Source organism: Rickettsia aeschlimannii (assembly GCF_047973405.1).
GTDB classification, from domain to species: Bacteria; Pseudomonadota; Alphaproteobacteria; order Rickettsiales; family Rickettsiaceae; genus Rickettsia; species Rickettsia rickettsii.
The window spans coordinates 183,794-200,755 of record NZ_JBFQGO010000001.1 but is presented as its reverse complement, the minus strand read 5'-3'; the positions used below and the strand labels follow the sequence as shown (position 1 = coordinate 200,755).

The window sequence follows — 16,962 nt, the reverse complement described above, 5'->3', positions numbered from 1 at the left end:
ATGAGTAAAATAAATAAACTTGAGCATATTCGTAATATCGGTATATGTGCTCACATTGATGCCGGTAAAACCACAACTACCGAACGTATTTTATATTATACCGGTAAATCGCATAAAATAGGTGAAGTTCATGAGGGCGGTGCTACCATGGATTGGATGGAACAAGAACAAGAACGCGGTATAACCATTACCTCAGCTGCTACTACTTGTAGATGGCAAGATAAAATAATTAATATTATCGATACTCCTGGACACGTTGACTTTACTATTGAAGTAGAGCGTTCTCTTCGTGTTCTTGACGGTGCGGTTGCAGTATTTGACGGTGTAGCAGGTGTTGAACCGCAGTCAGAAACGGTTTGGAGGCAAGCAGATAAATATAATGTTCCTAGAATATGTTTTGTCAATAAAATGGACAGAATGGGAGCAGATTTTTATAGATGCGTTGAAATGCTCAAAGATCGTTTAGGAGCAAAACCGCTTGTTATTCAGTTGCCTGTAGGGATTGAAGAAAATTTTAAAGGTATAATTGATCTTGTTAAAATGAAAGTAGTGGTTTGGAAAGATGAAGCACTTGGAGCTGAGTATTTTGAAGAAGGTATACCTGCCAATATGAAAGATAAAGCTGAAGAATATCGTGCTAAATTACTTGATACGGTTGTTGAGTTAGATGATCATATTATGGAAAAATATTTATCAGGTGAAGAAGTAACAGCAGAAGAGATTAAAAGATTAATCAGAAAAGGTACTATTTCAGCAGCATTTTATCCGGTTTTATGCGGTAGTGCTTTTAAAAATAAAGGGGTACAGCCTTTACTTGATGCTGTAGTAGATTTCCTACCTTCGCCTACTGATATAGGTATAGTAAAAGGTATGGAAGTAAGTACCGGTGAAGAAAAAGATTTCCCTATTTCGGTAACTGAGCCTTTTGCAGCTTTAGCATTTAAAATTATGAATGACCCGTTTGTCGGTTCATTAACTTTTATTAGAATATATTCAGGTAAAATTACTTCAGGAACAACTGTTATTAATACCGTAAAGAATAAAAGAGAAAAAATCGGTAGAATGCTATTAATGCATGCTAATAATCGTGAAGACGTAAAAGAAGCATCAGCAGGTGATATAGTAGCTTTAGCAGGTCTTAAAGATACTACCACAGGTGATACGTTATCCGATATTGATCAGCAAGTAATCTTAGAAAGAATGGAATTTCCAGAGCCGGTAATTGAGCTGGCGGTAGAACCTAAATCAACAGCCGATCAAGAAAAAATGGGCCTCGCACTTTCTCGTTTAGCAGCTGAAGATCCATCATTTAGAGTGTCAACTGATCATGAAACAGGACAAACAGTGATAAAAGGAATGGGAGAACTCCATTTAGAAATTATCATTGATCGTATGAGAAGAGAGTTTAAGGTCGAAGCAAATATTGGAGCTCCTCAAGTAGCATATCGTGAAACTATAACAAAAGCTTGTGAAATTGATTATACCCATAAGAAACAATCCGGCGGTGCAGGACAATTTGCTCGTGTAAAAATTATTTTTGAGCCTCTAAAAGAGGTAAAAGATCTAAAAGATGAAGATAAAATTTTTGTCTTTGAAAGTAAAATCATCGGCGGTGCCGTGCCTAAAGAATATATACCAGGTGTTGAAAAAGGATTAAATAATATTAGAGAAACCGGTGTTATTGCCGGTTATCCTATGATTGATTTTAAAGCAACTTTAGTTGATGGTGCGTTTCATGATGTAGATTCTAGTGTACTTGCGTTTGAAATTGCTGCAAAGGCAGCATTTAGAGAAGGGATGCCGAAAGGTAATCCTAAATTACTTGAGCCGATTATGCAAGTTGAAGTTATCACTCCTGATGAATATATGGGTGATATTATAGGCGATTTAAATAGTCGTAGAGGACAAATTCAAAGCATGGATCCAAGAGGGAATGCTCAAGTAGTTACTGCGAATGTTCCTTTAGCGGAAATGTTTGGTTATGTTAATACGCTTAGGTCTTTATCTCAAGGTAGAGCTCAGTTTAGTATGATATTCTCTCATTATGATCAAGTGCCGAGTCAAGTAGCTGATATTATTAAAGCTAAAAAATAATTTAGGGGTGAGATGTTACATCTTACAGAAATAAATGTTGTTTTGCCGTGGCAGCTTATAAATTAGAAGTACTGTTTATTATAGTAATTTTTTAATAATAACAAATATTTTTAATAAATTTTATTGATTTTTTATTAAAAATATGATAGGAGTGTAGCTCAATTGGTAGAGCGCCGGTCTCCAAAACCGGAGGTTGCGGGTTCGATGCCTGTCACTCCTGCCATTATAGGCTTAGAGCTTTTTTGCTATAAAATATAGAATTTTTACAAAATTTGCTTATAAAGAGAAATTTGAAAGAGGTACTTCACCTCGAATCGCAGCGTACATACTATGCTGGATCATCGTCTCAATTGCCTCTAGAAGTAGAATTTTGTAAGAAGTCTAATAAATTACCTAACAAAAATATGTTTAAAGAATATAAAATTTATAAGTTTTTTGAACAAGTTAAACAAGAAACTTATAAGGTAGTTTGGCCAACTAGAAAAGAGCTTGTTGCTTCAACATTAATAGTGGTAGTAGCAGTTTTTATTTTTAGCCTAATTTGTTTGGTACTTGATTATAGTATACATAACATAATGCAGCTTTTGCTTAATATCGGCAAATAGTATAAGGAATAAATTGTGACAGAACAGAGTATAGATAATATATTGCCTTCTTCTGCAAAAAATGTAAAGCAGTGGTATGTAGTACATACGGCATCGGGAGCAGAGAAACGCATTAAAGAAGATATGCTTAGAAAAATCGCTAAACAGAAAATGACGGATTTTTTTGAAGATATATTAATACCTGTTTTTGGAGTTTCTGAAGTTAAACGCGGTAAAAATGTCAAGGTAGAAAAAAAACTAATGCCGAGTTATATCTTGATAAAGATGAATATGACTGATAAATCTTGGCATTTAGTAAAAAATATATCTGGAGTAACCGGCTTTTTAGGAAGCAAAACCACGCCAAAAGCTCTTACAGAAAGTGAAATACAAAATATTTTTAATAATTTGGAAGCAGAAGCTAAAGAAGCAAAGAATTCTAAATTGTATGAAGTTGGTGAAATAGTGACTGTTACAGACGGTCCTTTTGAAACTTTCATGGGTACAGTAGAAGAAATAGATCAAGGAAAAAATAGGTTAAAAGTTTCAGTTGCAATATTTGGTAAAGCAACTCCAATAGAACTAAATTTTAATCAAGTAAAGAAAAATGATTAAAAATTGGACTAAATACGGTTTATAAATTACTTAAGCTGTATTGTACGAATGTTCAGGATGTCATTGTTGCGGGATAATGAGTCGTAATTGCAAGCAGACGTAGGCTGCGTGACAATCTAGAAGAAATAATAAAAAACTTCTGATTTACAGAATTTTTTTTCTTCCTTGTTTTGTCAAAACTTACAGCTTTTCCTCGCAATAATGATGGGAAACAAGATCCATGCAGTTGTTATAAAGTAATATTAATTTAAGAGAAAAATAAGGATATTTATAAATGTCTCAGAAAGCAATAAAAGGTTATATTAACTTGATAATCCCGGCTGCCGGAGCCACTCCTGCACCTCCTATAGGACCGGCCCTAGGACAAAGAAAAGTCAATATTGCAGCATTTTGTAAAGATTTTAATGATGCTACGCAAGGTATGGAAAAAGGAATACCTCTGCCAACCGTAATTACCGTTTATGAAGATAGTAGTTTTTCTTTTAAAATAAAAACTCCTCCTGCTTCTTACTTTTTAAAGAAGTATGCTAAAATTACTAAAGGTTCTAGTGCTACTAAAAAAGAAGCCGTAGTAGGTAAAGTTACTATGGATGATTGTTGTGAAATTGCAAAGTTAAAAATGCCTGATTTAAATACAAAAAATATTGAAGCAGCAACAAAAATTATTTGTGGTAGTGCTGCATCTATGGGACTTGAAGTAGTAGGGAATTAATTATTATGTCAAATAAGAAAGATGTTGCTGTAAAAATTAGCGGCGGTAAAAAAATAAGAGAAGCTAGAGAAAAAGTAAAATCAGATACTTTATATAATTTAATAAATGCAGTTGAACGATTAAAATCAGCATCATATGTTAAATTTGACCCAACCTTAGAAATAGTTATGAAGCTTGGAATTGATCCTAGGCATTCCGATCAAATGGTACGTGGTGTAGTTAATTTACCTGCCGGTACAGGCAAAAACGTAAGAGTTGCCGTTATTTGTAAAGAAGAAAGAGAAGAAGAAGCTAAAAGTGCCGGAGCAGATTTAGTAGGTTCAACAAATATTATTGATGAAATTAAAGCAGGGAAAATTAATTTCGATGTATGTATAGCTACTCCCGATATGATGGCAGCTATAGGTTCAGTTGCAAGAATTTTAGGACCAAAAGGTTTAATGCCTAACCCTAAACTTGGTACCGTAACTTTAGATATTAAAAATGCTATTAAAAATGCTAAAAGCGGTCAGGTAGAATATAGAGCAGAGAAAGCAGGTATAATTCATGCAGGGCTTGGAAAATTATCTTTTTCAGACCAAGATTTATTAAAAAATTTAAATGCGTTTATTGAGGCAGTAATTAAAGCAAAACCTGCCGGATTAAAAGGAAGTTATTTAAAAGCAATGTATTTATCTTCTACTATGGGAGCATCGGTACAAATAGATTTAACTAGTATAGCATAATTTTTATAGCCGTTTAACGGTAATATAGTAATAATAAAAAAATTTTGTTATTTTAAGCATTTGTATCAGTTTAAATATATTAAACTGTATTATAAAAGGAGAATTAAAAGGTGTTAAGATCAGAAAAACCGGTAGCAGTAGAGGATATTGTAAATATTTATAAAGAATCGCCCTCTATAATTATTACTCATTATCACGGGTTAACCGTTAGTCAAGTGAGTTCGCTTAGAGAATCACTTAAATCTAAAGAAGCAGGTTTTAAAGTAGTTAAAAATACTTTAGCAAAAATAGCTGCAAATCAAACAGGGTTTGATAGTATTGCTAATTTATTTGCGGGTCCTACTGCTATTGTTTATTCTAAAGAACCGGTTGAGATGGCAAAATTAGTAGTTAATTTTGCTAAGGCTAATGATAATCTTAAGATTATCGGTGGAATAGTCGATAATCACGTATTAGATGAACATTCAATAAAAGAACTTTCTAAGCTACCTGCACTTAATGAGCTTAGGGGTAAAATTGTTGGGTTATTACAAGCACCGGCTACTAAGGTTGTAGGTGTTTTACAAGCCCCGTCTTCGAGTATGGCGAGAGTAATACAAGCACATGCTAGTAAAAATTAACTTAAAGGTTACTGCATCAGGTATTTTAATTGATAATTAAAGAGTTTTTATAGTGGAAATTAATAAGGTTTTTTATAGAATATTATTCTTATTTTAAAAAAGTCTTATAATTTGAAGCAAAAAAGAATTTAATTAACTTTAAAATACCGGATGCAGTAACCTTTCAATATAAAAAAAGTAAAAAGGAAAAAATTATGGCAGATTTAGCTAAAATTGAAGAACAATTATCATCATTAACATTAATGCAAGCAGCTGAGCTTGTGAAAATGCTAGAAGAAAAATGGGGTGTATCTGCAGCAGCTCCTGTAGCTGTAGCAGCTGCTGGTGCTGCAGCTCCTACGGCTGAAGCAGTAGCTGAAAAAACTGAGTTTGAAGTAGTTTTAACAGCTGCCGGTGACAAGAAAGTTGAAGTAATTAAAGTTGTGAAAGATATCACAGGTCTTGGTTTAATTGAAGCTAAGAAATTAGTTGATGAAGCTCCAAAGCCGATTAAAAGCAATGTGAAAAAAGCAGAAGCAGACGAAATCAAAGGTAAGTTAGAGGCTGCTGGAGCAAAAGTTGAATTAAAATAATTATTTCTGCACTAGGTTCTGTAAAGAAAAGTTGAATTATTCGTATTTTTAGATATTTTTAAGTAAAAATTAATAAGATTCTTGTTGAAACAGTTATTTTTATTCCAAGAAAAATCTTATAATTTTCAATCAAAAACAACTAAGTATAGATTAATTTTTTTACAGGACCTAATGTTTTTGCATTACAGATGAAATATTTTATAGCTTTAAATTAACTTCTTAAAATCCAAAAAGCCTTATTTTAGTAATTAAATTTGAATAAGGCTTTTTTGTTTAAAAATTATTTTAAAGCTAATTTAAGTTATTCTTTTGAAATAGGATAAAGCTATTACATTAAAAATCTTATTGATTAAAATAATTTTGTTAACGTACCATACGTCTAGAAATTTAAATTATTGAAATTTTCTAGGTTCTGTGAACATTTATAATTGATTTTTAGTGAAAATTAATAAGATTTTTGAAGGAATAGCTCTACCTATTTTAAAAAAATATTATTATTATAATTTGTTGCAACAAACAAATAACCAAAATCAAATCTTTTTGGAAATGTTCGTAGAGTCTACACAAGATCTAAATAAGAAACTTACTAGGTTTCTTTAATTTAATTTCTATGTAAAAAAATTTAAAACAGTATATTTTATTTTACTGCAAATTATAAGTATTTTATTGAAATAGGTATCTATTCCAATAAAAACTTTACTGTTTAAAATATAATTTAAATTTTATATACAGAACCTAGGTTCTAAACACTTTTGATTCATGGTTATAATTAGGAGATATTTTTAAGCGAAAATTAATAAGATTTTTGAGAGGAGAGTTTATTACTATTTCAAAAAAACCTTATGATTTACAGCTAAAAAGAGCCATAATTATGATTATTCTATTAAAAGTGCATAGGACCTAATCACTGCAATACGGGCAGTAATTTTATCAGTCAGGAGATTATATGGTTTCATTAAGGGATAATATAGAAGCACAATCCTTGTCACATAATAGAAGAATAAGAAAAAATTTCGGTCACATAAATTTAGTAGCAGATATACCGAATTTGATTGAAATTCAAAAAAATTCATATGAGAAAAACTTTCTACAGTTAAATATTAAAGATTCTGAAAGAAAAAACAAAGGTTTACAATCTATATTAAACTCAATTTTCCCTATTTCAGATTCCTCCAATATTGCTAATTTAGAATTTGTAAAATATGAGTTCGATACTCCAAAATATGATGTAGAAGAGTGCAGTCAAAGAAGTTTAAGTTATGCTGCCCCTCTTAAAGTTACTTTAAGATTAAGTATTTGGGATATAGATGAGGATACCGGTACTAGAGAAATTAAAGGGATTAAAGAGCAAGAAGTATATATGGGTGATATCCCATTAATGACTAAAAACGGTACTTTTATTATCAACGGTACGGAAAGAGTAGTTGTATCACAAATGCATCGCTCACCTGGTGTATTCTTTTATCATGATGAAGGAAAAGTCCACTCTTCCGGCAAGCTTTTATATTCTGCTCGTGTTATTCCATATAGAGGGTCTTGGCTTGATTTAGAATTCGACGCTAAGGATGTTATTTATTTCAGGATTGATAGAAAAAGAAAGCTTTATACTACTACTTTGCTTAGAGCTATAGGTATGAGTACTGAAGAAATTATAAAATTTTATTATAATTCAGTAACTTATAAGCTTGTTAAAAATAAAGGTTGGGCGGTTAAATTTATACCTCAGCATATTACTGCTCATCGTTTAACAAGTGATTTAGTAGATGCAGATACCGGAAATGTTCTACTGAAAGCAGGACAAAAAATTACTCCGCGTTTGGCTAAAAAATATTTTGGGGAAGGGCTTAATAATATTTTAGTAACTCATGAAACTTTAATCGGCAAATATCTATCCGAAGATTTAAGAGATCCTGCAAGCGATGAAGTATTAGCAAAAATCGGTGAAATGATTACTGCTGATATGCTAAATGTTATTAATGATCTTAAAATTAAAAATGTTAACGTATTAGTAATCAATCCTCAATCAGGTCCATATATAAGGAACACCTTATTTGCTGATAAAAATCAGGATCGTGAGGCAGCATTATGTGATATTTTCAGAGTTCTAAGACCAGGCGAACCTGTTAATATCGAAGCGGCTGAAAGCCTGTTTTATAATTTATTCTTTGATGCGGAAAGATATGATCTTTCAGAAGTCGGGCGAATAAAAATGAATTCTAGGTTAGAGCTGAATATTTCTGAAGAAGTTACGATTTTAACAATTGATGATATTAAAAATATCGTAAGAGTTTTAGTAGAGCTTAAAGACGGTAAAGGTATCATAGACGATATTGATCATTTAGGTAATAGAAGGGTTAGATCGGTAGGTGAATTGATAGAAAATCAATTTAGAATAGGTTTAGTCCGAATGGAAAAATTTGTAATTGAAAGGATGTCGGCAGGTGATGTTGATACCGTAATGCCTCATGATTTAGTAAATTCTAAAATTTTAGTTTCAGTAGTAAAAGAATTTTTTAGTACCTCCCAATTATCCCAATTTATGGATCAAACAAATCCATTATCAGAAATAACTCATAAAAGAAGGCTGTCGGCACTTGGTCCCGGAGGTCTTAGTCGAGATCGAGCAGGTTTTGAGGTGCGTGACGTACATCCGACTCATTACGGTCGCATTTGTCCTATTGAAACACCAGAAGGTCAGAATATCGGGTTAATTAACTCTATGGCTACTTATGCTAGAATAAATAAACACGGTTTTATAGAGAGTCCGTATAGAAGAGTTAAAGATGGATATATAACCGATGAAGTGGTATATCTTTCTGCTATTGAAGAAGGTAAATACAAAATCGGACAAGCAAATTCTAAAGTTAATAAAGACGGAAAGCTGCAAGGAGAGTTTATTAATTGCCGTGTTGAAGGCGGTAATTTTGTAATGGTAGAACCGTATGAGGTAGACTTCATTGATGTGACTCCTATGCAGGTAGTATCGGTTGCGGCTTCTCTTATACCGTTCTTAGAAAACGATGATGCTAACCGTGCTTTGATGGGTTCAAACATGCAAAGACAAGCCGTTCCTTTAATTAAAACGGATGCACCTTTTGTAGGTACCGGAGTTGAAGGGGTAGTAGCTAAAGATTCCGGAGCGTCAGTGCTTGCATTACATGACGGTATTGTTGAGCAGGTAGATTCAAATAGAATCGTGATTAGAACTCTAGAACAAAAAGTTGACGGTTCTCCTTCGGTTGATATTTATAACTTACTAAAATTCCAAAAATCCAATCATAATACTTGTATAAATCAAAAGCCTTTAGTTAAGGTCGGTCATTACGTTAAGAAAAACGATATTATAGCTGACGGTCCTAGTACGGATAACGGTGAAATTGCTTTAGGTAGAAACGTGCTTGTGGCTTTCTTACCTTGGAACGGTTATAATTTTGAAGATTCAATTTTAATATCTGAACGTATAGTAAAAGAGGATGTATTTACATCTATTCATATTGAAGAGTTTGAAGTAATAGCTAGAGATACACGCCTTGGTCCTGAAGAAATTACCCGTGATATACCGAATGTAAGTGAAGAAGCGTTGCGTAATCTTGATGAGGTCGGAATAATTTATATAGGTGCAGAAGTAAAAGCCGGTGATATTTTAGTCGGAAAAGTAACACCGAAAAGTGAATCGCCTATTACTCCTGAAGAGAAGCTACTACGTGCTATTTTCGGGGAAAAAGCTTTTGACGTAAAAGATTCATCGCTGCATGTACCTTCCGGAGTTAGCGGAACTGTAGTAGAAGTAAGGGTATTTTCTCGTAGAGGTGTAGAAAAAGACCAGCGAGCTATTGCTATTGAAAAACAACAAATTGAAAAATTAGCAAAAGACAGAGACGATGAATTAGAAATTATTGAGCATTTTGTGTTTAGTTGGCTTGAAAAGCTTTTAGTAGGGCAGGTGATTATTAACGGTCCTAAGCAAGTAAAAGTAGGACAAACTATTACTACTGAAATGCTAAAAGGCTTATCTAAAGGGCAATTTTGGCAGATTACCGTGGAAGATGCAAATGTAATGAATGAAATAGAGCAGATAAAGACTCATTATGAGGAGAAAAAAGAGGCTCTTGATAAAAGATTTACTACTAAGGTAGAGAAATTGCAAAGTGGTGATGATTTACCTCAGGGAGCTTTAAAAGTAGTAAAAGTATTTATTGCAACTAAGCATAAGTTACAACCAGGGGATAAAATGGCAGGAAGACACGGAAATAAAGGTGTTATTTCACGTATCGTACCTGAAGAGGATATGCCGTTTTTAGAAGATGGAACTGTGGTAGATATCGTTCTTAACCCTCTAGGTCTTCCGTCCCGTATGAATATAGGACAGATTTTAGAAACGCATCTTGGGTGGGCATCAATAAATTTAGCAAAAAAAATATCTACCTTAGTAAAGGAATATAAAAATAAACATATAGGTATTGAGCAGATTAGGAAATTCTTAATTGAACTGTATGGAGAAAATATTAATTCTATACTTGAAAGACCGGAAGAAGAGATTATCTCTTTTTGTAAGAAAGTAAGTAAAGGTGTATATTTTGCAACTCCTGTATTTGACGGAGCAAAAGTTCAGGACGTTAAAGATATGCTAAAGCTTGCCGGTCAAGATCCTTCAGGACAAGTGAAATTAATTGACGGTAGAACCGGTGAATATTTTGACCGTCTAGTAACCGTTGGACAGAAATATTTGCTGAAATTGCATCATTTGGTCGATAATAAAATTCACTCTCGTTCTATAGGACCTTATAGCTTAGTAACGCAGCAACCACTTGGAGGTAAGTCTCATTTCGGCGGACAGCGTTTCGGGGAAATGGAATGCTGGGCATTACAAGCTTACGGTGCAGCTTATACGTTACAGGAAATGTTAACGGTTAAGTCGGATGACGTAAACGGTAGGATCAAAATTTATGATTCTATAGTACGCGGTGAAAATAATTTTGAATCAGGCATTCCTGAATCATTTAATGTTATGATAAAAGAATTTAGATCTTTATGTCTTAACGTAAAGCTTGAAGTAACTTCAAGTTAAGAAAGATAGGTCATTTAAACAGATAAAAAACTTGTTTTTTATCTGTTTTACTGGATTCCCGCTTTTGCGGGAATGACATATAGGGTGCAATAAGAACTCTTGGTAGACGAAGGTCAATGTAGAACGACAACGCTAATTTTTGAAATTGACCGAGTATATACGAGTAATTTTTTAAGGAAAAGTATTTTTATGAGCGTAGTAAATTTTTGCGGACAATTAAGTAATACTCAACAATTTGATCAGATAAGGATTAATATAGCAAGTCCCGATCAGGTACGTTCGTGGTCTTTCGGTGAAGTAACAAAACCTGAAACAATTAACTATCGAACTTTTAAACCTGAGAAAGATGGTTTATTTTGTGCAAGAATTTTTGGTCCGGTAAAAGATTATGAATGTCTCTGCGGTAAATATAAGCGGATGAAAAATCGTGGAATTACATGTGAGAAATGCGGCGTTGAAGTTACGGTTTCTAGAGTAAGACGTGAAAGAATGGGGCATATTGAACTTGCAGCTCCCGTTGCTCATATTTGGTTTTTAAAGTCGCTACCTTCAAGAATTAGTACACTTCTTGATATGACAATGCGAGATGTAGAAAAGATTCTTTATTTTGAAAATTATGTAGTAGTTGACCCAGGGCTATCGATTTTACAAAAAGGCGAACTCTTAACAGAGGAAGAATTACAGAAAGCAAAAGATAAGTACGGTGAAGATGCATTTACTGCCTCTATAGGTGCAGAAGTAATACAACAAATGCTTAAAGAGCTTGATTTTTCAAAGTTAAAGCAAGAATTATACGAGGAATTACAAACCACTTCTTCAGAAGTCAAAAAGAAAAAATTAGTAAAGCGTTTAAAATTAGTAGAGGATTTTTTAGAGTCGGAAAACAAGCCGGAATGGATGATTATGGATGTTTTACCGGTTATTCCTCCTGAAATTAGACCGCTTGTTATGCTTGACGGCGGAAGATTTGCTACTTCAGACTTAAATGAACTTTATAGAAGAGTAATTAATAGAAATAATCGTTTAAAGAAATTAATAGAGTCAAAAGCTCCTGATATAATAGTCAGAAACGAAAAAAGAATGTTACAAGAAGCGGTGGATGCGTTATTTGATAACGGTCGTCGTGGTAGAGCAGCGAAAAATGCTAATAAGCGTCCATTTAAGTCATTAAGTGATATGCTTAAAGGTAAGCAGGGGCGTTTCCGTCAGAACTTGCTAGGTAAGAGGGTTGATTACTCAGGACGTTCAGTTATCGTGGTAGGACCTGAGCTTAAACTTCACCAGTGCGGTTTGCCTAAAAAAATGGCTCTGGAGTTATTTAAGCCGTTTATTTATTCTAAGCTTGAGTTGTATGGCATCGCTACAACTATTAAAGCCGCTAAAAGAATGGTGGAAGCTGAAAAATCAGAAGTGTGGGATGTGCTTGAAGAGGTAATTAGAGAGCATCCGGTTTTACTTAATAGGGCTCCGACGTTACATAGGCTTGGTATTCAAGCATTTGAACCGTTATTAATTGAAGGTAAAGCGATCCAGCTTCATCCGCTTGTGTGTACTGCGTTCAATGCGGATTTTGATGGTGATCAGATGGCAGTACATATCCCGTTATCAATTGAAGCACAGCTTGAAGCTAGGGTATTTATGATGTCTACAAATAATATCTTAAGCCCTGCAAACGGTCGTCCTATCATTGTACCGGATAAAGATATAGTGCTTGGTTTATATTATCTAACCCTTGCATTTGATAATGAAGTAGGCGCAGGGATGATGTTCTCAGATTTAGCTGAGATGGAACATGCTTTATATAATAAATTTATAACTATTCATACAAAGATAAGATATCGCAGAAATCAGTTAAATGCCGAAGGTAAAATGGTCCCTGTTATCATTGATACTACTTATGGTAGGTTAATGGTAGGTGAGTTATTGCCTTCTAACCCTAATATAGAATTCAAGTTTATTAATAAACAACTAACTAAAAAAGACATATCATTAGTTATAGATTTAGTTTATCGTCACTGCGGTCAAAAAGCTACGGTAATTTTTGCCGATCAGCTAATGAAACTAGGTTTTAAATATGCTTGTTCTTCGGGTATTTCTTTTGGAATGGACGATATGGTAGTACCGGAATCTAAGAGTACTCATATCAACGAAACTCAGCTTGAAATAAAAGAATTTGAACAACAATATTCAAACGGTTTAATTACTTACGGAGAGAAATATAATAAAGTAGTCGATGCTTGGTCCAGATGTACCGATAGAGTAGCAAACGACATGATGAAAGAGATTGCTACGCCGCCGGTTTCTGATGATCCAAATCATCAGAAAATAAATGCTATATATATGATGGCTATTTCCGGAGCAAGAGGTTCTTTCCAGCAAATTAAGCAGCTAGGCGGTATGCGAGGTTTAATGACCAAATCAAACGGTCAAATTATACAAACTCCTATTATCTCTAACTTTAAGGAAGGGTTAACTGAATTTGAGTGTTTTAATTCTGCTAACGGAATGCGTAAAGGGCAAATAGATACGGCTTTAAAAACGGCAAGCTCAGGTTACTTAACAAGAAAATTAGTAGATGTTGCACAAGATTGTATTATTACTGAAAAAGATTGTAGAACTGATAAAGGAATTGAAGTTAAGAGTGTTATTGAAGGCGGAGAAGTTATAGTACCTTTAGCTGAAAAGATTTTAGGTCGTACTGCTGCTATTGATATATTTCATCCGGTAACTAATGATCTAATTCTCAATAAAGGCGAGCTTATTAATGAAGCAAAGTTAGAGCAGATTGAGTCGGCGGGACTCGACAGAATTATGATAAAATCCGTATTAACCTGTGAAAGTACTACCGGTATATGTAGCATATGTTACGGTAGGGATCTTGCTACCGGTACATTAGTATCGGAGGGTGAAGCAATCGGGGTTATTGCTGCTCAATCTATCGGTGAACCGGGTACGCAGCTTACAATGAGAACTTTCCATATCGGAGGAGCGGCAACAAAAGGTGCTGAGGTTTCTTCCGTAGACGCTTCCTATGACGCAAAAGTGAAAATTATAAGCCGTAACGTTGTTATTAATTCCGAAGAACGCAAAATTGTTATGAGCCGAAATTGTGAATTATTATTGCTTGATAATAATGGTAATGAAAAGGCTTGTCATAAAATTCCATACGGTGCTAGATTACTTGTTGATGACGGTGATATGGTGATTAAAACTCAAAAACTAGCAGAGTGGGATCCTTATACTATACCGATTATCACGGAGAAGTCAGGTAAAGTTTTATTCAAAGATATGGTTGAGGGTATTTCTATTCGTGATGTAACTGACGAAGCTACCGGAATACCGAGTAAAGTTATTATTGAATCAAAGCAATATTCGCGTGGTGCAGAATTACGCCCTCGTATACAGCTTTTAGATGCTAAAGGTGAAGTTATCACCTTATCAAACGGTTTAGAAGCTAGATATTACTTGCCGGTTGGAGCAGTTTTAAGCGTAGAAGACGGAGTACAAATATCGGTAGGTGATATCATTGCACGTATACCGAAAGAATCAACCACTACTAAAGATATTACCGGTGGTTTACCAAGAGTTGCCGAGCTTGTAGAAGCAAGACGCCCTAAAGATCATGCAGTTATTGCCGAAATTGATGGCAGAGTAGAATTCGGTAAGGACTATAAATCTAAAAGACGTATTATTATACATCCGATTGATGAAACAATGTCTATTGAGTATATGGTACCAAAAGGCAAGCATGTTGTAGTTAACGAAGGTGACTTTGTTAAAAAAGGTGATTTATTGATTGACGGTAATCCGGTACTTCAAGATATTTTAAAAGTAATGGGCGTAGAGGTTCTTGCAAATTATATTGTTAAGGAGGTTCAAGCCGTTTATCGTCTACAAGGTGTAAAGATTGATGATAAGCACATAGAAGTTATTATCCGTCAGATGTTACAAAAAGTAGAGGTTACGGATTCAGGCGGAACTACGTTAGTAGCAGGTGAAAAAATAGATAGACATGAATTTGATGAGATAAATGAAAAAGCTATGAAAAACGGTTTAAAACCTGCTGAAGCACAATTAATATTACAAGGTATTACTAAAGCTTCTCTGCAAACTAGATCGTTTATCTCTGCGGCATCATTCCAAGAGACTACTAGAGTTTTAACTGAAGCAGCTATTGCCGGTAAAGTAGATAAGTTGCGAGGACTAAAAGAAAACGTGATAGTTGGACGATTAGTACCTGCCGGAACCGGTTACTTTATGGATAAAATGCGTAAAGCAGCCGTAAAGCTTGATGAAGAGAATGTATAAATATACTAAGATAGAACTTGAAAAATTGGCTGTGTGTCGTTTTTGTAAGTCCTAGGATACTGAACGTTTAATATACGCTCCGCTCCTCGACTTACAGACTCTTTGCTCTTTTCCAAGTTGATTTTTGTATTATGTACCGGATAGTTTATAAAAAACCCGTCATTGCAAGCCAGCATTATGCTGGCGTGGCAATCTCATGAAATAATAACAAACTCCTGAGCTGGCTTCGTCAATTACTTTATAATTTCCTCGCAATGACGGGGTGGTATCCACGCAACGATGCCTTTCTAGCTAGAAGCGGGAAGCCAGAAAAATAATCTTACTATGCATTATTGACAAAAAGCCTATAAAAAACTTGATTTTTATAGGCTTTTTCTTATTTCCCGCTTGCAGAAATGACGCTTTAATAACAAGCAATCGGTGCTGTTAAATGCTCGTAGGTTTGACCTAAATAAGATACTGGTTGTTCAAAGATATACGTATTATTGTTATCATAATTATAATTACCGTATAATTGTAATATTGCTAAAGAATCTTCATATTGGAAGTTTTCAAGTGTTTCTTGATTTTTAGATATCTGAATTTCTGCTAAACAATGTTCAGCATAAGTTTTCAGTACTTCTTGACGAATTTGATCATGTAAAGCTTTTAACATGAGTAAGTTTACTAATGGGTTAATAGCATTATTTGCATTAGTAGTAATCGTAGCTTCTTCGTGTTTTTGATCAATAGACATCTTTCCAAACTTCGCTTCTAGAGGTGATTTGTACGTCGATCCGGTACTCGAATCCTCACGTATGTCTATATACGCTGTGGTGCTGCGTCCCGTATCTATTTTAAATTCCTCTCTATAAGTTGGTTTAGAAAGATGTCTAACAGGCAATTCAGAAATTAAAGACTCTTCATTGCTTACTTCTACCTTCTCTATTTCAAGATTTTCTGATTCAGCATTGACTTTTTCTTGAAAATTTATCTCTGGGAAAAGTGCTGTCACATCCGTTATTTCAAGTTTTCCTCCTTTTTTACCTACTTCATAAGCTTTAGCAATAATTTGTTTATAAATAAAGTCAATTAATGCTCGTTTTGTTTGTATTTCATCAGAATAGTTAATTCCTCCTTCATTCCAAAACTTTACTATTTTAGACAAAACAGGAATATATTTACCGGCCTTTGCTAAAAATTTTTGTATAAATGTAGGTTCAATAAGAGGGGTTAATGTAGGATTTTCTTCATATTTTCTAAATACATACTCGACAATTTTAGGTATATTTTGATCTGGTTCTACTTCGTCAGGTAAGCCGTGTAATATTTTTTTGGCTATTGCTTGACCCATCTTCTCATACAAAACATTAAACCCGATCCATGTCCATACAGGATTAGCCGTAAAACAAAGCTTTGTTACATAAAATGCTAGCGATATAGGTAGAGATAATAACTTTAAATAGTTAAGGCAAGTATATCGTATTGGATGAGGCGTGAGACTATAAATCTTAGCCATATCTTGGTTTAGCTCACATGATGTTTTAATCATTGTATACTTTTGCTTAATTAAATGAGAAGTGATGTCATATACTGGCATATTATTACTTAAATTTAACTAATCATCAGTTTAAGGTATAAAAAACTTTAACATTTGTCAAATGCTATTTAATGAGATTTTGTTT

10 protein-coding genes and 1 tRNA gene are annotated in these 16,962 nt (G+C 33.9%); 10 read left to right on the top strand and 1 reads right to left on the bottom strand.

The window, feature by feature from the left end; genetic code table 11:
- From fusA to rpoC, 10 genes are all read left to right on the top strand, one after another.
- Complete coding sequence (gene fusA, locus AB4K15_RS01100; RefSeq protein WP_500225644.1) at positions 1-2,094, top strand: elongation factor G; 2,094 nt, start codon at positions 1-3, stop codon at positions 2,092-2,094.
- A 147-nt stretch (positions 2,095-2,241) separates the two neighbouring features.
- Positions 2,242-2,317, top strand: a tRNA-Trp gene (locus AB4K15_RS01095).
- A 181-nt stretch (positions 2,318-2,498) separates the two neighbouring features.
- Entirely contained in the window at positions 2,499-2,699 is a 201-nt protein-coding gene (gene secE, locus AB4K15_RS01090; RefSeq protein ID WP_032074014.1) for a preprotein translocase subunit SecE, read from the top strand.
- A 15-nt stretch (positions 2,700-2,714) separates the two neighbouring features.
- Entirely contained in the window at positions 2,715-3,293 is a 579-nt protein-coding gene (gene nusG, locus AB4K15_RS01085) for a transcription termination/antitermination protein NusG (RefSeq protein ID WP_032073878.1), read from the top strand.
- 274 nt (positions 3,294-3,567) lie between these two features.
- On the top strand, positions 3,568-4,005 hold the full coding sequence (rplK, locus tag AB4K15_RS01080) for a 50S ribosomal protein L11 (RefSeq protein WP_032073879.1): 438 nt from the start codon (positions 3,568-3,570) through the stop codon (positions 4,003-4,005).
- Between the two features lie 5 nt (positions 4,006-4,010).
- Positions 4,011-4,730 carry a 50S ribosomal protein L1 gene (rplA, locus tag AB4K15_RS01075; RefSeq protein WP_032073880.1) on the top strand — a complete coding sequence of 240 codons (720 nt, stop codon included), beginning with the start codon at positions 4,011-4,013 and terminating at the stop codon, positions 4,728-4,730.
- Positions 4,731-4,840: 110 nt separating this feature from the next.
- Positions 4,841-5,350: a 50S ribosomal protein L10 gene (gene rplJ, locus AB4K15_RS01070; RefSeq protein WP_032073881.1), complete on the top strand. Its 510-nt coding sequence runs from the start codon at positions 4,841-4,843 to the stop codon at positions 5,348-5,350.
- 194 nt (positions 5,351-5,544) lie between these two features.
- Entirely contained in the window at positions 5,545-5,922 is a 378-nt protein-coding gene (gene rplL / locus AB4K15_RS01065) for a 50S ribosomal protein L7/L12 (RefSeq protein ID WP_500225247.1), read from the top strand.
- 946 nt (positions 5,923-6,868) lie between these two features.
- Positions 6,869-10,990, top strand: a complete 4,122-nt coding sequence (gene rpoB, locus AB4K15_RS01060; protein WP_500225249.1) for a DNA-directed RNA polymerase subunit beta — start codon at positions 6,869-6,871, stop codon at positions 10,988-10,990.
- A gap of 189 nt (positions 10,991-11,179) precedes the next feature.
- A complete protein-coding gene (gene rpoC, locus AB4K15_RS01055; RefSeq protein WP_032073884.1) occupies positions 11,180-15,298 on the top strand; it encodes a DNA-directed RNA polymerase subunit beta' in 4,119 nt (1,372 codons plus the stop codon).
- A gap of 403 nt (positions 15,299-15,701) precedes the next feature.
- Here rpoC and AB4K15_RS01050 read toward each other — a convergent pair whose 3' ends face one another.
- The gene (locus AB4K15_RS01050) at positions 15,702-16,877 is read right to left on the bottom strand and encodes a palindromic element RPE1 domain-containing protein (protein WP_032073885.1); all 1,176 of its coding nucleotides are present in this window, start codon (positions 16,875-16,877) and stop codon (positions 15,702-15,704) included.
- Positions 16,878-16,962: the final 85 nt, after the last annotated feature.